Origin of the sequence: Pseudomonas sp. CROZ-RG-20F-R04-15 (assembly GCF_022662375.1) — a bacterium.
GTDB lineage: Bacteria > Pseudomonadota > Gammaproteobacteria > Pseudomonadales > Pseudomonadaceae > Aquipseudomonas.
Genome location: NZ_JAKNQL010000001.1, coordinates 373004 through 395315 on the forward strand (window position 1 = coordinate 373004; position 22312 = coordinate 395315).

The following is a 22312-nucleotide window of genomic DNA, read 5'->3' on the forward strand; positions in this document are numbered from 1 at the left end:
CCCGGCTATTTTTCGGCGGGCCATGCCTGCAGCCTTTTTGAGTGTTGATCCGTGAGTGATTTGAGTCATATCCGCAATTTCTCCATCATCGCCCACATTGACCATGGCAAGTCGACGCTGGCCGATCGCTTCATCCAGATGTGCGGCGGCCTGGCCGAGCGTGAAATGGAAGCCCAGGTACTGGATTCCATGGATCTGGAGCGTGAACGCGGGATCACCATCAAGGCCCACAGCGTCACCCTTTATTACACGGCCAAAGACGGCATCAAGTATCAGCTGAACTTCATTGACACCCCGGGCCACGTCGACTTCACCTATGAAGTCAGCCGTTCCCTTGCCGCGTGTGAAGGTGCCTTGCTGGTAGTGGACGCCGGTCAGGGCGTTGAAGCCCAGTCCGTGGCCAACTGCTACACCGCGATCGAGCAGGGTCTTGAGGTCATGCCGGTGCTGAACAAGATCGACCTGCCGCAGGCCGATCCTGATCGCGTCAAGGACGAGATCGAGAAGATCATCGGCATCGACGCCACCGACGCCGTCACTTGCAGCGCCAAAACCGGCCTGGGTGTCGACGAAGTGCTCGAGCGTCTGGTGCACACCATTCCTGCGCCGACCGGCAACATCGAAGATCCGCTGCAAGCGTTGATCATCGACTCCTGGTTCGATAATTACCTGGGCGTTGTCTCCTTGGTGCGTGTGCGTCATGGCCGCGTGAAGAAGGGCGACAAGATCCTCGTCAAGTCCACCGGCAAGATCCATCTGGTCGACAGCGTAGGCGTGTTCAACCCGAAGCACACCGCTACCGCTGACCTGAAGGCCGGCGAAGTGGGCTTCATCATCGCCAGCATCAAGGACATTCACGGTGCGCCAGTCGGTGACACCCTGACCCTGAGCTCGACCCCGGACGTTGAAGTGCTGCCCGGCTTCAAACGCATCCAGCCACAGGTTTACGCCGGTCTGTTCCCGGTCAGCTCCGACGACTTCGAAGATTTCCGCGAAGCGCTGCAGAAGCTGACCCTCAACGACTCGTCGCTGCAATACACCCCGGAAAGCTCCGACGCACTGGGCTTCGGCTTCCGTTGCGGCTTCCTTGGCATGCTGCACATGGAGATCATTCAGGAGCGCCTCGAGCGCGAGTACGACCTGGACCTGATCACCACCGCGCCAACGGTAATTTTCGAGCTGGTGCTGAAAACCGGTGAAACGATTTACGTCGACAACCCATCCAAGCTCCCGGATGTGTCGTCGATCGAAGACATGCGCGAGCCGATCGTGCGGGCCAACATTCTGGTGCCGCAGGAACACTTGGGCAACGTCATCACCCTGTGCATCGAGAAGCGCGGCGTTCAAGTCGACATGCTGTTCCTCGGCAATCAGGTGCAAGTCACTTACGACCTGCCGATGAACGAAGTGGTCCTGGACTTCTTCGACCGTCTCAAATCCACCAGTCGCGGCTATGCTTCGCTGGATTACCATTTCGACCGTTACCAATCGGCTAATCTGGTGAAACTGGACGTGCTGATCAACGGCGACAAGGTCGATGCCCTCGCATTGATCGTGCACCGTGACAACTCGCACTACAAAGGTCGCCAGTTGACCGAGAAGATGAAAGAACTGATTCCTCGTCAGATGTTCGACGTGGCGATTCAAGCTGCCATTGGTGGTCAGATCGTTGCCCGGACAACCGTCAAGGCGCTCAGAAAGAACGTATTGGCCAAATGCTACGGCGGTGACGTCAGCCGTAAGAAGAAACTGCTCGAGAAGCAAAAGGCCGGTAAGAAACGCATGAAGCAGGTCGGCAACGTGGAAATTCCACAGGAAGCCTTCCTTGCCGTGCTCAGGTTGGATAGTTAGGTCCTATGTCACTAAATTTCCCGCTGTTGCTGGTCATCGCCGTGTTTGTCTGCGGCCTGTTGGCGTTGCTCGATCTGTTGATCCTGGCACCGCGTCGGCGTGCTGCCATTGCCTCTTATCAAGGCAGTGTCAGCCAGCCGGATGTCGTGGTGGTCGAGAAGCTGAACAAAGAGCCGCTGCTGGTTGAATACGGCAAGTCGTTCTTTCCGGTGTTGTTCATTGTGCTGGTGCTGCGTTCGTTCCTCGTGGAACCGTTCCAGATCCCGTCGGGCTCGATGAAACCGACCCTGGACGTCGGCGACTTCATTCTGGTGAGCAAATTTTCCTACGGGATCCGCCTGCCGGTGATCGACAGGAAAATCATCGAAGTCGGTGACCCGCAGCGTGGCGATGTGATGGTGTTCCGCTACCCGAGCGATCCGAACGTCAACTACATCAAGCGTGTAGTCGGCCTGCCGGGCGACACGGTGCGTTACACCGCTGACAAGCGTCTGTTCGTCAATGGCGAGTCGATTGCCGAGCAGATGGTCGGCGCCGAGCCGGGCACACTGGGCAGCGCCGAGCTGTACAAAGAGAAGCTGGGCGCCGCCGAGCATCTGATCCGCAAGGAAATGAGCCGCTACCGCGCCACGCCGGATCGCTCGTGGACAGTACCCGCCGGGCACTACTTCATGATGGGCGACAACCGCGACAATTCGAATGACAGTCGCTATTGGGATGATCCGAACATTCCCAAGGATCTGCTGGGCATGGTTCCCGACCAGAATATCGTCGGCAAGGCCTTCGCGGTCTGGATGAGCTGGCCGGAACCGAAACTCAGTCACCTGCCGAATTTTTCGCGGGTTGGCCTGATCAAGTAATCACACACGGCGCTGTTGACCACAGCGCCGAATGCATTTCTGGAGCCGGCACAATCGGCTTCGCAATCGCCAGGATTTAATTTTTGAACACAGCGTTAATTGTCCCAGGCCTGCGCCGCATCCCGGCGATGGCAGTGGAATCCAGCCACGAACTCAGCGTGGGTAAACCGTGAGCGTTTCTCTAAGCCGTCTCGAGCGCCAGCTCGGTTACACCTTCAAGGATCAGGAGCTGATGCTGCTGGCCCTCACGCACCGCAGTTTTGCCGGGCGCAACAACGAACGCCTGGAATTCCTCGGCGATGCCATCCTCAACTTCGTTGCCGGCGAGGCGCTGTTCGATCGCTTCCCGCTGGCCCGCGAAGGCCAGTTGTCGCGTTTGCGCGCACGCCTGGTAAAAGGTGAGACGCTGGCCGTACTGGCGCGCGGTTTCGACCTTGGCGATTACCTGCGGCTGGGTTCCGGTGAGCTGAAGAGCGGCGGTTTCCGTCGCGAATCGATCCTCGCTGACGCCCTCGAAGCCCTGATCGGCGCGATCTATCTCGACGCCGGCATGGACATGGCGCGTGAGCGCGTGCTGGCCTGGCTGGCCGGTGAGTTCGAAGGCCTGACGCTGGTCGACACCAACAAGGATCCGAAAACCCGTCTGCAGGAACACCTGCAATCGCGCGGTTGCGATCTGCCACGCTATGAAGTGGTGGATATCCAGGGCGAGCCGCACTGCCGAACCTTCTTCGTCGAGTGCGAAGTTGTCTTACTGAATGAAAAAAGCCGAGGTCAGGGTGTGAGCCGTCGTATTGCCGAACAGGTAGCGGCCGCCGCAGCACTGATTGCCCTGGGCGTGGAGAATGGCAATGACTGATACAAACGCAACTCGCTGTGGCTATGTTGCCATCGTCGGCCGTCCCAACGTCGGTAAGTCGACGTTGCTGAACCACATCCTTGGCCAGAAGCTCGCGATCACTTCGCGCAAGCCGCAGACCACTCGTCACAACATGCTCGGGATCAAGACCGAAGGTGACGTGCAAGCGATCTACGTCGACACCCCCGGGATGCACAAGGGTGGCGAAAAAGCTTTGAACCGTTACATGAACAAGACCGCTTCGGCGGCGTTGAAAGACGTCGACGTAGTGATCTTTGTCGTTGACCGCACCAAGTGGACCGACGAAGACCAGATGGTTCTCGAGCGCGTGCAGTACGTGACCGGCCCGCTGATCGTCGCGCTGAACAAGACCGATCGCATCGAAGACAAAGCCGAGCTGATGCCGCACCTCAGCTGGCTGCAGGAACAACTGCCGAACGCGCAGATCATTCCGATTTCCGCACAGCACGGGCACAACCTGGAAGCGCTGGAAAAGGTCATCGCCGATCACCTGCCGGAGAACGATCACTTCTTCCCGGAAGACCAGATCACTGACCGCAGCAGCCGCTTCCTCGCCGCTGAACTGGTGCGTGAGAAGATCATGCGCCAGATGGGCGCCGAGCTGCCGTACCAGATCACCGTCGAAATCGAAGAGTTCAAGCAGCAGGGCAAAACCCTGCACATCCACGCCTTGATCCTCGTTGAACGTGACGGCCAGAAGAAGATCATCATTGGCGACAAGGGCGAGCGCATCAAACGCATCGGCACCGAAGCGCGCAAGGACATGGAGTTGCTATTCGACTCCAAGATCATGCTCAACCTGTGGGTGAAGGTGAAGGGCGGCTGGTCCGACGACGAGCGCGCGCTGCGTTCGCTGGGTTACGGCGACCTGTAAGTACGCGGTTGTCGCAACACCGGAAGAACCTGTGGGAGCGAGCTTGCTCGCGAAGGGGATGTAACATTCAGCATTGATGTTGACTGTCACACCGAATTCGCGAGCAAGCTCGCTCCCACAGTGGTTTTGGGGTGAATATAAAACCGCGTTTTATCCATGAGAGTTCCATGTCCTCAAACCCGCCTCCCGCCCAACCCGCCTACGTCCTGCACTCGCGCGCCTACCGTGAAACCAGCGCCTTGGTGGATTTCCTCACGCCGCAAGGGCGGCTGCGGGCGGTGTTGCGCAGTGCGCGGGGCAAGGCCGGGACATTGGCTCGGCCGTTCGTGTCGCTGGAAGTCGAGTTTCGTGGCAAGGGCGAGCTGAAGAATGTCGGGCGCATGGAGAGTTCTGGCACTTCGGCGTGGCTCAACGGCGAGGCGCTGTTCAGCGGCCTCTATCTCAATGAATTGCTGATCCGCTTGCTGCCTGCCGAGGATCCGCATCCAGCGGTGTTCGATCACTACGCTGCAACCTTGCTGGCACTGGCCGAAGGTCGGCCGCTGGAACCGTTGCTGCGTTCCTTCGAGTGGCGATTGCTGGATGACCTCGGTTACGGCTTTTCACTGAACACTGACGTTCACGGTGAACCCGTCGCGCCGGATGGTCTCTATCGCCTGCAAGTGGATGCGGGTCTGGAGCGAGTCTTCCTGCTGCAACCCGGCCTATTCAACGGCGTTGAACTACTGGCCATGGCCGAAGCCGACTGGACCGCCCCTGGCGCGTTGTCCGCGGCCAAGCGCTTGATGCGTCAGGCCTTGGCTGTTCACCTGGGCGGTCGTCCCCTCGTCAGTCGCGAGCTGTTTCGCAAGCCCTAGCCCCGTGTATGCTGTGCGCCGAATCTTTTTCTTCAGGAGCGCGCACTCGTGACCACCAGCAATCGCATTCTTCTTGGCGTGAATATCGACCACGTCGCCACCCTGCGTCAGGCCCGTGGCACGCGCTACCCGGACCCGGTCAAGGCTGCACTGGACGCGGAAGAGGCGGGCGCCGATGGCATCACCGTGCATCTGCGTGAAGATCGCCGACACATTCAGGAGCGCGATGTCCTGTTGCTCAAGGACGTGCTGCAAACCCGCATGAACTTCGAAATGGGCGTCACCGAAGAAATGATGGCGTTCGCCGAACGCATCCGCCCAGCGCACATTTGCCTGGTCCCGGAAACCCGCCAGGAACTGACCACTGAGGGTGGTCTGGATGTGGCTGGGCAGGAAGAGCGCATCAAGGCGGCGGTTGAACGCCTGTCGAAGATCGGCAGCGAAGTGTCGCTGTTCATCGATGCTGACGAGCGGCAGATCGCCGCGTCGAAGCGCGTCGGTGCGCCGGCCATCGAACTGCACACCGGGCGTTATGCCGATGCAGAAACGCCGACTGAAGTGGCAGAAGAGCTCAAGCGTGTCGCCGATGGCGTAGCGTTCGGTCTGGCCCAAGGCCTGATCGTCAACGCAGGTCACGGCTTGCATTACCACAACGTTGAAGCCGTAGCGGCGATCAAAGGCATCAATGAACTGAACATCGGCCACGCGCTGGTGGCGCATGCGTTGTTCGTCGGCTTCAAGTCTGCCGTATCGGAAATGAAGGCGCTGATCTTGGCTGCTGCCAAGCACTAAAGGTCGCCGCATAACAACTGTGGGAGCGAGCCTGCTCGCGAAAGCGTTGTATCAGTCAAAGATGATGTCGACTGACACGACGCCTTCGCGAGCAAGCTCGCTCCCACATTTGTTTTTGGGGTGTTTGTTAGAGGGGGGCAGGTTCTTGCGCGGGTTTTGACTTGTCGATACCCGGCACATGCAGATTGCCCTCAGCCACTTGATCGCCCTCAAGCTGCGGCTGCGTCACCCAGGTCAGAATGTCGTAGTAACGACGGATGTTCGCCACGAAGTGCACTGGCTCGCCGCCCCGGGCGTAGCCATAACGCGTCTTGCTGTACCACTGCTTCTGCGACAGGCGCGGCAGGATCTTCTTCACGTCCAGCCACTTGTCCGGGTTCAGTCCTTCCTTGGCCGTCAACTTGCGCGCGTCATCCAGATGGCCGCTGCCGACGTTGTACGCCGCGAGGGCAAACCAGGTGCGATCCGGTTCCTTGATCGAATCGTCGAGCTGATCCTTCATATAAGCCAGGTATTTGGCGCCGCCCATGATGCTCTGCTTCGGATCGAGGCGGTTGGAGACGCCCATGGCCTGTGCGGTGTTCTGCGTGAGCATCATCAGCCCGCGCACGCCGGTTTTCGAGGTGACAGTCGGTTGCCACAGCGATTCCTGATAGCCGATGGCCGCGAGCAGGCGCCAGTCGACTTTCTCCTTCTTCGCGTAATTCTTGAAGTGCTGTTCGTATTTCGGCAGGCGCTGCTGCAAGTGCTGGGCGAAGGTCGTGGCGCCCATGTAGCCGAGGACATCGACGTGACCGTAGTAGCGATCCTTCAAGCGTTGCAGGGTGCCGTTCTTCTGCACCTTGTCCAGATACGCGTTGATTTCGTTGAGCAGGCTGTTGTCCTCGCCCGGGCCCACGGCCCAGCTCTGGCTGCGCGCATCACCGAGGTCGAAAGCCACGCGGATGTTGGTGAAGTACACCTGATTCATTGCCACTTCGTTGGAATCGACCAGGGTCAGGTCAATCTGGCCTTCATCGACCATGCGCAGCAGGTCGACCACTTCAACCGCGTCGGACTCTTCGTATTCGATAGCGGGGAATTTCTTTTTCAGCTCGGCCAATTGTTCAGCGTGGGTGCTGCCCTTGAGCACCATGATCTTCTTGCCGACCAGATCGCCGGGATCGGTCGGCCGCGACTGGCCATTGCGATAGATGATCTGCGGGGTGACTTCAAGGTAGGAGTGCGAAAAGCGCACCTGCTGCTTGCGCTGATCGCTGCTGACCAGACCGGCAGCGGCCAGCACCGGGCCGTTCGGTTTGCCGATCTGATCGAAGAGGTCGTCGAGGTTGTCGGCGGTCTCGATCTTCAGCTCGACCCCCAAATCGTCGGCGAAACGCTTCACCAGCTCGTATTCGAAGCCGGTTTCACCGCTGCGATCCTGAAAGTAGGTGGCGGGGCTGTTACGGGTAATCACCCGCAGCACACCATCCTCCTTTACGCGCTCGAGTGTGTTGGGTTTATCAACACAGCCACCGAGCATCAGGAAGAGTCCGGTTGCGATCAGCCATTTGGCGTACCGCGGACGCAAAGCCGTTGGAAAAAACATCTGCGCAGTATACGCAAACGGCCACGGGCGCCATATCTCGACAGTGCAGGGCGAGTCTGCTAGCGATCACAAAACCGAGCTGAACCCCGCAGAAACGGGCCTTCACGGCTTTTTGTTACAGTAAAAATAAGCGGCTTCTGAATAGTCGATTTACCTGACTCTGAAGTCGGAAACACAGATTGATACCCGAGTGCAACCGTGCGTAGCGTTTCGGGTGATGTTGAGGGCGGTTTAGGCTAGAATGCACGGCCTCAAAGCACACCCCTTCCCGAGGCTGTCCCGAAGATGTTGATCCTGCGCGGCGCTCCTGCCCTTTCTGCCTTTCGCCACAGCAAACTCCTTGAGCAACTGAGCCAGAAGGTTCCAGCTGTCAGTGGCCTGTATGCTGAATTCGCTCACTTCGCCGAAGTCACCGGCGTCCTGACCGGCGACGAACAGCAGGTGCTAGCGCGCCTTCTGAAGTACGGCCCAAGCGTTCCGGTACAAGAGCCGACCGGTCGTCTGTTTCTGGTGTTGCCGCGTTTCGGCACCATCTCGCCATGGTCGAGCAAGGCCAGCGACATCGCCCGCAACTGCGGCCTGAGCAAGATCCAGCGTCTGGAACGCGGTATCGCCTTCTACGTGGCCGGTCAGTTCAGCGAAACTGAAGCCCAGCAGATCGCCGACGTGCTGCATGACCGCATGACCCAGATTGTGCTGGCCAACCTCGAACAGGCCGCCGGTCTGTTCAGCCACGCCGAGCCGAAGCCGCTGACGGCCATCGACATCCTCGGTGGCGGTCGCGCCGCGCTGGAAAAAGCCAACACCGAGCTGGGCCTGGCCCTGGCCGAAGACGAAATTGACTATCTGGTCGATGCCTTCAACGGTCTCAAGCGCAACCCGCACGACATCGAATTGATGATGTTCGCCCAGGCCAACTCCGAGCACTGCCGCCACAAGATCTTCAACGCCAGTTGGGATATTGATGGTGAGAACCAGGAAAAAAGCCTGTTCGGCATGATCAAGAACACCTACGTGATGCACAGCGAAGGCGTTCTGTCGGCTTATAAGGACAACGCCTCGGTGATCGTCGGCAACGTTGCCGGCCGTTTCTTCCCGAACCCTGAAACCCGCCAGTACGGCGCGGTGCAGGAGCCGGTGCACATCCTGATGAAGGTTGAAACCCACAACCACCCGACCGCGATCGCTCCGTTCCCGGGCGCATCGACCGGTTCCGGCGGCGAGATCCGTGACGAAGGTGCCACCGGCCGTGGCGCCAAGCCAAAGGCTGGCCTGACCGGTTTCACCGTGTCGAACCTGCAGATCCCCGGCTTCGAACAGCCGTGGGAAGTGCCGTACGGCAAGCCTGAGCGCATCGTTACCGCGCTGGACATCATGATCGAAGGGCCGCTCGGCGGCGCTGCGTTCAACAACGAATTCGGTCGTCCGGCCCTGACTGGCTACTTCCGTACCTTCGAACAGTCGATCACCACCCCGCACGGTGACGAAGTTCGTGGTTACCACAAGCCGATCATGCTCGCTGGCGGCATGGGCAACATCCGCGAAGAACACGTCAAGAAAGGCGAGATCGTCGTTGGCTCCAAGCTGATCGTCCTCGGCGGCCCGGCGATGTTGATCGGTCTGGGCGGCGGCGCCGCTTCCTCGATGGCCACCGGCACCAGCTCGGCGGATCTCGACTTCGCTTCCGTACAGCGTGAAAACCCTGAGATGGAGCGTCGTTGCCAGGAAGTCATCGACCGTTGCTGGCAACTGGGTGACAAAAACCCGATCAGCTTCATCCACGACGTCGGCGCGGGCGGTCTGTCCAACGCCTTCCCGGAACTGGTCAACGACGGCGACCGCGGTGGCCGTTTCGAACTGCGCAACATTCCCAACGACGAGCCGGGCATGGCCCCGCACGAAATCTGGTCCAACGAATCCCAGGAACGTTACGTTCTGGCGGTCGGCCCGGAAGACTTCGCGCGCTTCCAGGCGATCTGCGAACGCGAGCGTTGCCCGTTTGCCGTAGTGGGCGAGGCGACTGCCGAACCGCAACTGACCGTGACCGACAGCCACTTCGGCAACAACCCGGTGGACATGCCACTGGAAGTGTTGCTGGGCAAAGCCCCGCGCATGCACCGTTCGGTGGTTCGCGAAGCTGAGCTGGGCGATGACTTCGATCCGTCGAACCTCGACATCACCGAGTCCATCGAACGCGTTCTGCATCACCCGGCGGTGGCGAGCAAGAGCTTCCTGATCACCATCGGCGACCGCACCATCACCGGCCTTGTGGCCCGTGACCAAATGGTCGGCCCATGGCAGGTTCCGGTGGCCGACGTTGCCGTCACCGCCACCAGTTTCGACGTCTACACCGGTGAAGCGATGGCGATGGGCGAGCGTACTCCGCTGGCATTGCTGGACGCCCCGGCGTCGGGCCGCATGGCCATCGGCGAAACCCTGACCAACATCGCTGCTTCGCGGATCAACAAGATCTCCGACATCAAACTGTCGGCGAACTGGATGTCCGCTGCCGGCCACCCGGGCGAAGACGCGCGTCTGTACGACACCGTGAAAGCGGTCGGTATGGAACTGTGCCCTGAGCTGGGCATCACCATTCCGGTGGGCAAGGACTCGATGTCCATGGCCACTCGCTGGAACGACAACGGCGAAGAAAAAACCGTGACCTCGCCGATGTCGCTGATCGTGACCGGTTTCGCGCCAGTGGCTGACATCCGTCAGACCCTGACCCCGGAACTGCGCATGGACAAGGGCACCACCGACCTGATCCTGATCGACCTCGGTCGCGGTCAGAACCGCATGGGTGCTTCGATCCTTGCACAGGTTCACGGCAAGCTCGGCAAACACGCGCCGGACGTCGATGACGCTGAAGACCTGAAAGCCTTCTTTGCGGTGATCCAGGGCCTCAACGCCGACGGTCACCTGCTGGCTTACCACGACCGTTCCGACGGTGGTCTGCTGACCTCCGTGGTCGAAATGGCCTTCGCCGGCCACTGCGGTTTGAGCCTGAACCTCGACGGTCTGGCTGAAACCACCGCCGACATCGCTGCAATCCTGTTCAACGAAGAACTGGGTGCCGTCATCCAGGTTCGTCAGGATGCCACGCCAGATATCCTCGCGCAGTTCAGCGCGGCCGGTCTGGGCGACTGCGTGTCGGTGATCGGTCAGCCGATCAACAATGGCCAGATCAACATCACCTTCAACGGTGACACCGTGTTCGAAGGCCAGCGTCGTCTGCTGCAACGTACCTGGGCTGAAACCAGCTACCAGATCCAGCGTCTGCGCGACAACGCTGACTGCGCCGAGCAAGAGTTCGATGTGCTGCTGGAAGAAGACAATCCGGGCCTGAGCGTCAAGCTCAGCTACGACGTCAATCAGGACATCGCCGCGCCTTACATCAAGAAAGGCATCCGCCCACAGGTTGCCGTGCTGCGCGAGCAGGGCGTCAACGGTCAGGTGGAAATGGCGGCGGCGTTCGACCGCGCCGGTTTCAACGCGATCGACGTGCACATGAGCGACATTCTCGCGGGCCGTGTCGACCTGAACGAGTTCAAAGGTCTGGTGGCCTGCGGTGGTTTCTCTTACGGCGACGTTCTCGGCGCCGGTGAAGGCTGGGCCAAGTCGGCGCTGTTCAACAGCCGTGCCCGCGATGCGTTCCAGGGTTTCTTCGAGCGCAACGACAGCTTCACCCTCGGCGTGTGCAACGGTTGCCAGATGATGTCCAACCTGCACGAGCTGATCCCGGGCAGCGAGTTCTGGCCGCACTTCGTGCGTAACCGCTCCGAGCAGTTCGAAGCGCGCGTGGCGATGGTGCAGATTCAGGAATCGAACTCGATCTTCCTGCAGGGCATGGCCGGTTCGCGTATGCCGATCGCCATCGCTCACGGTGAAGGTCACGCCGAGTTCTCCAGCGAAGAAGCCCTGCTGGAAGCCGATCTGTCGGGTTGCGTGGCGATGCGTTTCGTCGACAACCATGGCAAGGTCACCGAGCGTTATCCGGCCAACCCGAACGGTTCGCCGCGCGGGATTACCGGTCTCACCAGCCGTGATGGCCGCGTGACGATCATGATGCCGCACCCGGAGCGTGTGTTCCGCGCGGTGCAGAACTCGTGGCGTTCGGAAGACTGGAACGAAGATGCGCCGTGGATGCGTATGTTCCGTAACGCGCGCGTCTGGGTTAACTAAGGCCTGTGTACAAGCTCGCCTTTTTTGTTCCTGACAGTCATGTCGAGGTGGTCAAAGGGGCTGTGTTCGCTGCCGGTGGTGGGCGAATCGGTGACTATGACCACTGTGCGTGGCAGGTGCTTGGGTCTGGCCAGTTTCGACCTTTGGACGGGAGTCAGCCGTTTATTGGCGAGGCGGGGCAGGTTGAGCAGGTTGAGGAATGGAAGGTTGAGCTGGTGGTGGCAGATGAGCTTATCGTTGCTGTTGTGGCGGCGTTGAAGCTCAGTCATCCGTATGAGACACCGGCTTATGAAGTGTGGCGGCTGGAAGATTTCTGATCTTCCTTGCTGCTGAAACAAGAAACCCGCAGACGAGTGATTGTCTGCGGGTTTTTTGTTGCCTGCGATTTTGTGGGTGATGGTGTTTTTAATGTGGGAGCGAGCCTGCTCGCGAAGGCGTCGGATCAGACAATGATGTTCTGACTGACCGAGTACATATCCATTGCTGCGGTAACGGCTTCTTAGGGTTCCGCCCTTGCGGCGGGTCACCTTTTCCAAACGCCGAAAAGGTAACCCAAAAGGCTTGCCCCAACGTTCGGCCCACTCGCTAAAGCTCGGGGTTCCTTCGCTCCGGGATCGATCCGGGCGCAGCGCCTACGGTTTGCTGCGCTGCACCTCCTCTCGCTGTGTTTGGCTGCGCCAAACGGTCGCTGCGCTCCCACCCCCGGATCAATCCCTCCACTCAGCCTGCCGACGGGGCCGGTGGATCAAGATCAAGAGCTGCAGCGGAGCTAACGCCCTTCCTGTTTGAGTGATGTGTGATCGGCTTGGGTTGTGTATTTGATTCGCCCCTCACCCCAGCCCTCTCCCGAGGGAGAGGGAGCGACTTGTGGGTTTTTTGAAAATCTGAGTTCGGCTCGGTATGTCACGTCGACGTATTGCTCGCCAACACCTCGCAGACGAGTGATTGTCTGCGGGTTTTTTGTTGCCTGCGATTTTGTGGGTGATGGTGTTTTTAATGTGGGAGCGAGCCTGCTCGCGAAGGCGTCGGATCAGGCAATGATGTTCTGACTGACCGAGTATATATCCATTGCTGCGGTAACGGCTTCTTAGGGTTCCGCCCTTACGGCGGGTCACCTTTTCCAAACGCCGAAAAGGTAACCCAAAAGGCTTGCCCCAACGTTCGGCCCGCTCGCTAAAGCTCGGGGTTCCTTCGCTGCGGGATCCATCCGGGCGCATCGCCTACGGTTTGCTTCGCTGCACCTCCTCTCGATGCATTTGTCTGCGCCAAACGGTCGCTGCGCTCCCACTCCCGGATCAATCCCGGAACGAAGCCTTCCGATGTCGCCCGTAGATCAAGATCAAAAGCTGCAGCCGAGCTAACGCTCATCCTGTTGAGTGGGGCGGCTTCGCGGCGGGTATGTTCGCAAATTGAAGTTGTGGGGGCTGGTCCCGAAAACGGCGAGAAGAAAACCACTGGGCCGCCAGTCCAGTGGTTTTCAGCGTGATTAGGTCCTCTCGACGGTGTTCAACTGACAGCCGAAAGTTTGACTTGGTCGACAAGCATGTCGATCAAATCGGGCAGGTATTGGAACCGCTGCTCCTTCTTGTTCCAGCGGTCAATGAAGAACAGCCCTTTGTCATCCACCTGGATCGGCGTGCTGACAATGTCCCCCGTTGCGGACTTGTGCACCAGGTTGATTTCGCTCGGGCCTGGGCGTTCGATCAGAAAGTGTCCGGCCTGGGTGAGTCTGGTCCGGCTTGGAGACCTGATGGGTGCAGGTTTTTTTGCTCGGGAAACCGCGATGTCCAGATTGAAGTCGCTGCGCAGTGCGAACACGCCGGAATTGACTTCCGAATTCACGACCTCCCAGGCGCCTTGATGGACACCTTTGGCCAGTTCTTGTGGGGTGTCGCGCACTTGAAGGCTGACTGCGCCAAGCGTATCGGCCAGTCCCGGTACGCCCAGATTATAGTTGGTGCTGGTTCTGCCGATCAGTGCCACCCACTTATGCGGTCCGTGTGCCAGTTGATCGGCCTCGATCAGATGGGTTGCGAAGTAATTGAACATCCGGTTGCGCGAAATATTCTTCTCTGTCACGCCATCCAGGTGATAGCTGGCCGTACAGTCGAGCGCCCTGATACGGATATTGTTTTTCGCTGCCGCGTGGACCAATTCGGTATAGAGAGGGACACCACCCGAAGATCCCATGAGTGTGGAGTCGAGTATCCGCAAGTAACTTCTGAGGCGGTCGGGCATGCGTTGGGTCTGAAAAAAAATGTCCAGCTCGGCCTGGTGCAGATCAGTTAGCAGATGTTGCACGTAAAGCGTGTCGTAGCCCGACGACTTGAGTGTTTTCATGTGTTTTTTCAGCAGTGTCTTGCTCGACACTGTGAATCTTGATTCGCCGATCAACAGGCTCAGACGGCTGTCGGCGAGTTGGCTCAAAAATGTTTCGAATGAGCTATCGGCGGCAATGTCCGGCAGGGTGGGCGCGGGGGCCGGGGTGTAGTCGGTAAAGGCATCCAGGGCCTTTTTCTCGAGGCGGTTGCGTTGCGCAATAAATGCATTATAGGCAGCCTGCGCATCGCGGCCGGCCTGACCACGCAAGGTTGTAAAGGGGTAGCGAGAGTCGAGTTCGCGGGGGCGGAATTGCATGCGATCAATTTCGGCACGGAACGCCGTCGGAACATCGAACTCGTCGAAATATTGAACGCTCGCGGCCGCCGTCGCCGGAGACTGAGCAGGTACTTGGGGTGCTTTGTAGGATGTCGGCACTGCCACGTGGTAATCGCCCTTGGCTGCTGCGTCACCGGTTATCGCGCCGGGCGAGTCGACGCCGATACGCGCCGGTTGACCCGCCGCCACGTCGTCGATGCGCAGGGCAACGGCTTCGTGCAGGTCGGCCAGACCAGGCGTCTTGTCGAACGTGCTCATGCGTGAAACCTCCGTCAAAGCTATCCAGCGCTCGGCGGGGGCGTCAATGGCATCGGCGGCAATGGCCTTGAGCGAGTAGAAGTTTCTGATGCTGTTGCTGCGAGGCGTCAGCGGCGAAACATCGGCCATCACCAGGGCACCGTCCAGCTTATAGCTGGTGGAGGCATCCAGTGCGTGGATTTTCAGGCCCTTTTCCCGCGCCGTGCGAACCAGCGCAAGGTACGAGAACGGCGCGTCGGGTCCGTGGCCCAAGGCTTTGTCGACGGCTTTCAAATGCCGTTTGATACCGCGCCATGATTCGCCCCGGTTGAATTTTTCCAGCTTGATGTGGAAGACGTCAGCCGGCAGATACTCCATATAAAGGTGTTTGAAGCCACTCTTGAGCAACGCGTCCATATGAGTGATCAGCGCCTCTTTACTGGCGATGGAGCCAGGCTGTGCGCCGATGACCAGATGCTTGCCGGCCAACGCGTCGCTGGCCAGCAGTTGCGTAAATGACGTGTCGGCGGCGATGGCCGGCACTTCGATGCGCGCAGGTAAAGGGGCAAGTTCGGCAAAGTGACGGGTCGCGTCGGTGGTCAGCTTTTCGACCTGCAGCAGGTAGGCGGTGCGTGTGGACGCCAGTTGATCGGCAGCGGCGAGGAGGCTGGAGTAACCGTAGGACGTTCCCATGTAGTCCTGGCTGCGTTTGAGAATCTCCTCTCTCGCCTCGGGGTCGATCACCATTGCAATCCTGTCCCGATATTTGAGCGGCACGCCGTAGTCTTTGTGCGGGCCGGGTGTCTGCGCCAAGCTGTCGTATTTCGGCATGCCGCCGGCCACGCCACTGCGCACCATCACACCTTCGGCATTGGGCACGGCCAGAATTGTGGTCGACTGGAGCCTGCCGGTTTCAGGGTCAAGGCGATGCAGCAGGTAGCGGCCGATGGCGTCGTGCTCTTTCGCTGCCCACAGGGTCTGGCCCTTGTAGTTTACCGGCCGCATGTCCGCCGGGGGGACGGTGGGTTCCACTTGTTCAATCAGGGTCATGACGCGCTGCTGTTCACTGGCGCTACTGACGGCGGCCTGGCGCAGGGGCCGGCTGGCAGGCTGAAGTGAGCGCAGGGCTGGACGCAGGTCGGTCAATAGCGCACCGGTGCTGTTGAGCATGTAGCCGAGCAAATGGCTGAGTGCTTCACTGTTATTACCCTGGCGGTAGGCGTGCAGGGCGAGCATGCCGTCCTTGAACGCCAACAGCAGCCCGGTGCTCAGACTCAACAGCGGAAACGGTGCCGTGGCAATCGCGGTGACCCATTCGACGCACGTCCAGATCAGGCCGGCAATCATCTGGGCGCGGCTGCTGGTGGTCGCATGGACGTCGTCGATCTTGCGCTGCAGCTTCATGTCATACAGCGCGTCGCGCATGTCGCTGATCGGGGCTTGCTGGTGTGTCGAGTCGTAGCGTGCGGGGCTGGGTGTCGTTTTGTCGATGTCTTTGGGCAGTTGCTTTTTGGCGGTTTCAAGGAATGTGCGCACCCGGGTCTGCGATTGAATGCCTACCCGTCGGGTGAAATATTCGATCATGCCGGGCTGTTGTTTCAGCAGGTAATTGAACAACCGTGCTTCGCGAAAACTGACGCCGTCAGGCGCGTCGGGGGTGTAGAGCAGCACCTGGTTTTTGTCGTGGCCGAACAGCCAGTTGTCGAGCACCCACTCACCGTCAATCATCAGTCGATGGACCGGGTATTTTTTCTGCCGTGGTGCCGTGGTGTCCTCCATGCTGTCGATACTCTGCTCAAGCCATCGCCGGTCACTGCTGGCGATATGGCCTTGCAACTGGCATTCCAGCGCTGCGCATTTCATCTGGTGCCGGGTGACGGCCAGGATCGTATTGCGCCTGAAGGCGTAGCCCTCGCTCGTGGCACTTTGCAGTTCTTTTCTGACCTTGTCGGTGTAGCGTTCGCCGACCCATACGCCGGTGACCGAACGTGCGACATTCTCTGCGGTCAGGCTGCTGATATCGATGCCCTGCGGCCCTTTGAAGCGTGCCGAACGGGAGAATTTTTCGTCGAGGAAGCCGACGCCGTCGGCATAGCCGTCGCGGTACAGCCGGGTATACGTTAACGGTTTCGGTGTCAGGGCAGGAATGACCGACATGGGCGAGTAAGCGATGACAGTATCCGGATCGACGTCGTTGGCCGGACGCTTGAGCAACAGGTTCAGTTGTTTTTTCGCGTGCTCGTGCACGTAATCGTCGAACGCGGGAAAGCGACTGCCCGAGAGTTGATGCTGGTCGAAACCTCGCAATGCACCTTCGGCGTCCTCGGTCAGCGTCGACAGTTTCCTGCGATTTTCGTCGGTGGTCGTGCGATACCACAGCGGAGTGCCGAAATCGTAGTCGTCGATTCGCGTGGCCAACACGTGTTCGGCCATGACTCGCAGGCAATCGAGGTGCTTGCCGATGTTCTCGAAGGTGATTTTTCTGTGCTCCTGATCCTCAGGCTTGAAGCTCAGGCCGGAGAGCACTTTGCGCAGGTTTGGACGAAAGCGCAGAGGTGCACGGCTGATCAGGTAGCCGGTCATGGTCTTGACGTCTTCGCTGTGCGCAGCCCAGCCAAGCAAGTGGGTCTGACATTCAAGCTCACTGTTGAAGGCCTGGAACTGCTGTTCGCGCGGCGCTTGTGGCGTGCACAGCAGCAGGCGTTCAAGGGCGCCTTTGGTGTCGCTCTGGCGCAACACCCAGAGATCCTGCAGTTGCGCACCGTGCACGGACAGGGTCGCGGCGCGCAGGTGTGGATCGCTGTCGTTGCGCAAGCGCTGGATCAGTTGCAGGTCACTCTCGAGCAGATGGCCTTGCAGCACTGCCGTATGGGCCAGTGCGACGATCCGTTGATCGAGCATGTCTTCCATGGCGGGTTTGATGGCTGGGCCGGCATGCATGTCTTTCTGCAAACGGTCGAACTCGATACGCGGCTTGAGGCTCAAGCCTTGCTTGACCAGCCACTGCGGTGTCAGGTCCGCGTAGGAATCGGCCAAAGGCGCATCGTCATAGGTGAGGGTGGTGTATCGCAGAAACTCCGAACCCGGCATTTCGTCTCCCGTGTGCGGGCCGCGCAAGGACAGATCGAGCAAATTGCGCTGATGCTCATACACACCGTATCCGGGCACCCGACGTTGCGTGGTGATTTGCAGCTTCTGCGGTTCCAGCTCATCAATTTCGAGATCTTCGCTCAGACGCTCCAGCCATTGATGCCTGGCGAGGGTCATCAGGCTGGCTGTCGGGCCCATCAGATCGAGCAGTTTCTGCCGCGCCTTGTGGTAGAGGCCGACCTGTTGCGCCAACTCGGTCTGCCGTGCAGAACTGGCGCTGCGGTACCACTGCGGAGCGCTGTCGCGCAGGTGGCGTTCGAACAAGGTTTGCGCCTGCAGTGCCAGGCGCGGAGCGATATCCGGCAAGGCTGCGGCAATGGCCCGGTCGAGGGCCGCGAGCAGCTGCGTCGAGTCTTGCTGCGGATTGTCGTCATAGCTCCAGGCGCGATCGATGTCTTGTGTGCGCTTGTCGATCAACGCATCGCAAATATGTTCGAACAGCGGTTGGCTATCGATCAGCGAGCACTGCAACGGCCAGATCCCCGCTGCATCCAGGTCGTGATAGCGCCGGGGCAACATCTGCATGAATTCGCTGCGGCTGGCGGGATGTTGCAGGTATTGCAGCAAATGGGCGTCGAGCGCCGTTGTTGAATCGAAGTACTCGATGCCCCTGCTCGGGGTGAACAACAGGACATAACCGATATCCTTGACTGTCGCCAGCTCGCTGAGCACGGGCTTTTTGTTTTCCGTGACGACAAAGGCGCCGGCCAGCTCGACGGTGTGTTCCTGAAAACTGAACTGCAGGGCGTAGGCCGCTGGCCGTAGCGTCGGCCCCAACGTCAGCTTTTCGAGGAGCGCAGCGGCTTGGGGATGCAGCAGGCGATCCTTGACGGCCTGTCGCGCCTCGTGGCCGATTGCGGTGAAACCGGCTTCGTAGGTCAGAAAGGTTCTGGCCGATTTGTTATCGATCAGGTCACGCAGATCCATGTCGAGCAACGCGGTGCCGAGCTTGGCCTTGGTGGTCGCGAGCAGTTGTTTGCCCTGATCACTGTGCAGGTCGCGGTTTTCCAGGATCTGGTAGATCGCCCGGCTTTTCTGCAAAAACCGCTCGCGGTGGGCATTGAGCAGGCTGTTCAGGCGTTTGAGGTATACCTGCTCCGCTGTCGGTGCCTGATCGGCGAGCAACGGGGTCTCGACGTTGAAAAGATGCTGGGCGATCTGATTGAGATCGCTCCTGATCTCTGCAACCGTGGGGGCGGTGGAAGTGCTCATCGGCACAGTCTCCATGCTGGTGGGAAGAACCTTCAGCATGGCGAGAGTGATTTGATCGAGGGTGGTACATATGTAGTGGGTGTGCGGTGCGGGTCAGGCGGGGCCGAGCCGACTCGAGAACCCATTTCCATAGCTGTCGGAATACGTCTCGTACCTCATCAAATAGCAGATTTTTCCTACAGCTTTTTCAGGTTGTCCCTCGGAAGTAGCGTCTCTACTTTGGGTGGTCTCTGGCAAACAGCGAGACAGGCAATAGACCGAATCAGGGTGTTGCTCATTTCACTGGAACCATTGATTTGACCCTGTGGTTGGAAATGGAAATACGTTCTGTCGTCACACCCCGCATCAACACAGACACTTCGTTGGGGCGAGCGCTGGTGTCCATGTTCAAATCGGTCGAGTTGGAACTGATTCAGGAGAATGCAGCGCCTGGGGCCGTAAAGATCATTGTGTTTGGAGGATGTACAGTTCACCTCTACACCAATCACCGCATATCTTTGGATGTCGATGCGAAAATCTATGAGGCATGTATTCCGGCAGGATTCGACCTGCGTACGCTACTTGCGGAGGTGCCGGTGCCCTTTGTTGATGAGATTTCTGCTCGAAAGATGGAGTTGAACTACGATCTGCAATACAACACTTGCTTTGGCCCGATTCATGAGGACTATTGGTCTCGAAGTATTCCCATTTCAGAGTTTTCGCTGACGTCTCCTCTACACATCCACATTGCTGCACCCGTCGACATAGCCATTACAAAGCTGGGCAGGGCTACAGATCACGATATCGCAGACATCAATGCGCTTCTAAGGTGTGGATTCATACTGACTAGCGAGCTCCGGCGTCTGGCATTGCAGGCAATTGATGTATATGTTGGCAATAAAGAGCAACCGACCTCGGTTCTGAGCAACCTATTGCAAAACTACCTGGAGAAAGCAGGTGACGAAGCTGAATAACGGTCACGTCCTCTCATCCGCGTTAGACACACTCGTCAGAAGCCCTCTGAATCAGGCTGATGACGTTGCACTGGTGAATGCTGCGAAAGAAGTCTGGTACTCGGATTCAAATGTTGAAAGCGAGGTTAAGGCCTTTCTCAAGTATCACAGTGATGATATTGAACGTCGTCGCGCCGCCTACCTGCTGGAGCGACTTACGCGTTTCTCGTGTGTCTCGGATACCCGCGTGTTGGAAACGCTTAATGCGCTGGAGCTTTTCGCGCACTCGACACCGAAGCAGGATGTTGTGCCACAAACGATGGTTTCATTACGCAATCGCAAAGATGAATTGGCCGTCTCCTGGGGATTGGCAGAAAGCCTTGGATTGAAGATTCAAACGCTGATGCCATTTCAGACCCGTCATTATCAAGCGGAACAGCATTCATCCTGAGCCGAATTTGTTGGCAATAAAAAACCGGCCTAAGCCGGTTTTTTTGTGTCGATTAAACCTTCGCTCCGACCTCGCTGCGATTCACCAGACTTTCCAGCGCGCCGCTCAAACTTGCTGCCTTATCCCCGACCAGCAAATGCCAGACCCCGCCATCCAGCTGGCTGACCCCCTGACACCCCAACGCCTTCAACTGCGCTTCCGAGAGCGCCGTGGCATCCGCCAGTTGCAGGCGAATCCGCGTCATCGCGATGCAGTCCAGTTGCCGCACATTGTCGCCACCGCCCAAGGCATTCAGCCATTGCTGCGCCTCGGAGCCAGCGACCGGCGGCGCTTTCGGTGCCTCGACAGCCACAGCACTTTCAGCCAGAACCGCGCGGCCGAGAGCAGGCATTGCCAGGCGAATCTCGTCAGCAATGCTGTCCGCCAGCGGCCCGACCACAACCTGCAAACTGCCACCTTTACCCGGACGCACGATCGCCATCGCGCCCAGCGCTTTCAGATCAACATCCGAAGCCTTGTTGCGATCGACCATCTCCAGTCGCAGGCGTGTGGTGCAAGCGCCGACAGTCAGCAGATTTTCGGCGCCGCCCAAAGCCTTGATGTAAGCGCTGGCACGTTGGTTTTCTGTGAGCACGGCTTTTTCACTCACCGCCACGTCTTCACGCCCCGGTGTCTTCAGGTTGAAGCGACGGATGCAGAAATCAAACACGGCGTAGTAGATGACCGCATAGGCGAGGCCCACCGGAATCACCAGCCAACCATTGGTCGAGCGCCCCCAACCGAGCACCATGTCGATGAAGCCACCGGAGAAAGTGAAGCCCAAGTGGATGTTCAAGGCATTGGTAATCGCCATCGACAACCCGGTCAGCAACGCATGCAGCAGATACAACAGCGGCGCCAGAAACATGAAGGCGAATTCGATTGGCTCAGTCACCCCGGTCAAAAACGAAGTCAGCGCCATCGACAGAAAAATCCCGCCCATGACTTTGCGGCGTTCCGGCAGTGCATTGCGGTACATCGCCAGACATGCCGCCGGCAGGCCGAAGATCATCATCGGGAACATGCCGGTCATGAACTGGCCACCCTTCGGATCGCCAGCGAAATAGCGCGACAGGTCACCGGTCACCAGCGCACCGGTAGTCGGATCGGTGAAGTTGCCGAACACAAACCACGCCATGTTGTTGAGGATATGGTGCAGGCCGGTGACGATCAGCAGGCGATTGAACACGCCGAACACGAATGCGCCGATGCTGCCGCTTTCCATCATCAAGGCGCCGAAGCTGTTGATGCCGTGCTGGATCGGCGGCCAGATATAGCCGAACACCACGCCCAGACCGACCGCAGCAAATCCGGTGACAATCGGCACAAACCGCCGTCCGCCGAAGAACGCCAGATATTCCGGCAGCTTGATGTCCTTGAAGCGGTTGTACAGCGCGCCGGCCATCAGGCCGCTGACGATCCCGGCGAGCATGCCCATGTTGATGCTCGCATCGAGCACCTTGAGCGTGGAGATCATCACCAGATAACCGATCACCCCGGCGAGGCCGGCGGTACCGTTGTTGTCCTTGGCGAAACCGACGGCGATGCCGATGGCGAAGATCATCGCCAGGTTGGCGAAGATTACCTGGCCGGCATCGTGAATGATCGCGATGTTCAGCAGGTCGGTGTCACCCAGGCGCAGCAGCAGGCCGGCAATCGGCAGGATCGCGATCGGCAGCATCAGCGCGCGGCCGAGGCGTTGCAGGCCTTCGATGAAGAGTTGGTACATGGCGTTTGTCCTTGTTGTTT

General features: G+C 59.0%; 13 protein-coding genes and 1 pseudogene. 10 read left to right on the plus strand and 4 right to left on the minus strand.

The window, feature by feature from the left end:
- Positions 1 to 51: 51 nt before the first annotated feature.
- From lepA to pdxJ, 6 genes are all read left to right on the plus strand, one after another.
- Positions 52 to 1851: a translation elongation factor 4 gene (lepA, locus tag L8H52_RS01625; protein WP_016986097.1), complete on the plus strand. Its 1800-nt coding sequence runs from the start codon at positions 52 to 54 to the stop codon at positions 1849 to 1851.
- Positions 1852 to 1856: 5 nt separating this feature from the next.
- Complete coding sequence (lepB, locus tag L8H52_RS01630) at positions 1857 to 2711, plus strand: signal peptidase I (protein WP_242205074.1); 855 nt, start codon at positions 1857 to 1859, stop codon at positions 2709 to 2711.
- 169 nt (positions 2712 to 2880) lie between these two features.
- Positions 2881 to 3570 carry a ribonuclease III gene (gene rnc, locus L8H52_RS01635; RefSeq protein WP_016986099.1) on the plus strand — a complete coding sequence of 230 codons (690 nt, stop codon included), beginning with the start codon at positions 2881 to 2883 and terminating at the stop codon, positions 3568 to 3570.
- On the plus strand, positions 3563 to 4465 hold the full coding sequence (gene era, locus L8H52_RS01640; RefSeq protein ID WP_016771562.1) for a GTPase Era: 903 nt from the start codon (positions 3563 to 3565) through the stop codon (positions 4463 to 4465). The genes rnc and era overlap by 8 nt, the downstream gene beginning before the upstream one ends.
- A 167-nt stretch (positions 4466 to 4632) precedes the next feature.
- Complete coding sequence (recO, locus tag L8H52_RS01645) at positions 4633 to 5322, plus strand: DNA repair protein RecO (RefSeq protein WP_242205073.1); 690 nt, start codon at positions 4633 to 4635, stop codon at positions 5320 to 5322.
- 48 nt (positions 5323 to 5370) lie between these two features.
- Positions 5371 to 6114, plus strand: coding sequence for a pyridoxine 5'-phosphate synthase (gene pdxJ / locus L8H52_RS01650; protein ID WP_038357694.1), 744 nt, complete (start codon positions 5371 to 5373; stop codon positions 6112 to 6114).
- 17 nt (positions 6115 to 6131) lie between these two features.
- On the opposite strand, the pseudogene L8H52_RS30490 reads toward pdxJ, so the two are convergent.
- Both L8H52_RS30490 and mltF read right to left on the minus strand, forming a co-directional pair.
- Positions 6132 to 6221, minus strand: a pseudogene (locus L8H52_RS30490) (metal ABC transporter ATP-binding protein); the annotation flags it as partial.
- Positions 6222 to 6241: 20 nt separating this feature from the next.
- Positions 6242 to 7702 carry a membrane-bound lytic murein transglycosylase MltF gene (gene mltF, locus L8H52_RS01660; protein WP_242205070.1) on the minus strand — a complete coding sequence of 487 codons (1461 nt, stop codon included), beginning with the start codon at positions 7700 to 7702 and terminating at the stop codon, positions 6242 to 6244.
- Between the two features lie 285 nt (positions 7703 to 7987).
- On the opposite strand from mltF, the gene purL reads away from it, so the two are divergent.
- Together purL and L8H52_RS01670 are read left to right on the plus strand one after the other, a co-directional pair.
- Positions 7988 to 11884 (plus strand): phosphoribosylformylglycinamidine synthase, encoded by a 3897-nt coding sequence (gene purL / locus L8H52_RS01665; protein ID WP_242205068.1) that lies wholly within the window; start codon positions 7988 to 7990, stop codon positions 11882 to 11884.
- Positions 11885 to 11889: 5 nt separating this feature from the next.
- The gene (locus L8H52_RS01670) at positions 11890 to 12201 is read left to right on the plus strand and encodes a YqfO family protein (RefSeq protein ID WP_042557793.1); all 312 of its coding nucleotides are present in this window, start codon (positions 11890 to 11892) and stop codon (positions 12199 to 12201) included.
- 1189 nt (positions 12202 to 13390) lie between these two features.
- On the opposite strand, the gene L8H52_RS01675 is transcribed toward L8H52_RS01670, so the two are convergent.
- Positions 13391 to 19141, minus strand: coding sequence for a membrane-targeted effector domain-containing toxin (locus tag L8H52_RS01675; RefSeq protein WP_242205066.1), 5751 nt, complete (start codon positions 19139 to 19141; stop codon positions 13391 to 13393).
- A gap of 296 nt (positions 19142 to 19437) precedes the next feature.
- Between L8H52_RS01675 and L8H52_RS01680 the strand changes: the two genes are divergently transcribed.
- Together L8H52_RS01680 and L8H52_RS01685 are read left to right on the plus strand one after the other, a co-directional pair.
- Positions 19438 to 20094 (plus strand): DUF6036 family nucleotidyltransferase, encoded by a 657-nt coding sequence (locus L8H52_RS01680; protein ID WP_242205063.1) that lies wholly within the window; start codon positions 19438 to 19440, stop codon positions 20092 to 20094.
- On the plus strand, positions 20078 to 20524 hold the full coding sequence (locus L8H52_RS01685; RefSeq protein WP_242205061.1) for a hypothetical protein: 447 nt from the start codon (positions 20078 to 20080) through the stop codon (positions 20522 to 20524). Before L8H52_RS01680 ends, L8H52_RS01685 begins: the two co-directional genes overlap by 17 nt.
- 52 nt (positions 20525 to 20576) lie before the next feature.
- Here L8H52_RS01685 and nagE read toward each other — a convergent pair whose 3' ends face one another.
- Complete coding sequence (gene nagE, locus L8H52_RS01690) at positions 20577 to 22292, minus strand: N-acetylglucosamine-specific PTS transporter subunit IIBC (RefSeq protein WP_242205059.1); 1716 nt, start codon at positions 22290 to 22292, stop codon at positions 20577 to 20579.
- Positions 22293 to 22312: the final 20 nt, after the last annotated feature.

What these genes read in the sequence shown, in the direction of transcription:
- lepB (WP_242205074.1), top strand. Translation starts at nt 1,857, where the DNA reads ATGTCACTAAATTTCCCGCTGTTGCTGGTCATCGCCGTGTTTGTCTGC.
- era (WP_016771562.1), top strand. Translation starts at nt 3,563, where the DNA reads ATGACTGATACAAACGCAACTCGCTGTGGCTATGTTGCCATCGTCGGC.
- recO (WP_242205073.1), top strand. Translation starts at nt 4,633, where the DNA reads ATGTCCTCAAACCCGCCTCCCGCCCAACCCGCCTACGTCCTGCACTCG.
- mltF (WP_242205070.1), bottom strand. Translation starts at nt 7,702, where the DNA reads ATGTTTTTTCCAACGGCTTTGCGTCCGCGGTACGCCAAATGGCTGATC.
- purL (WP_242205068.1), top strand. Translation starts at nt 7,988, where the DNA reads ATGTTGATCCTGCGCGGCGCTCCTGCCCTTTCTGCCTTTCGCCACAGC.
- L8H52_RS01675 (WP_242205066.1), bottom strand. Translation starts at nt 19,141, where the DNA reads ATGAGCACTTCCACCGCCCCCACGGTTGCAGAGATCAGGAGCGATCTC.
- nagE (WP_242205059.1), bottom strand. Translation starts at nt 22,292, where the DNA reads ATGTACCAACTCTTCATCGAAGGCCTGCAACGCCTCGGCCGCGCGCTG.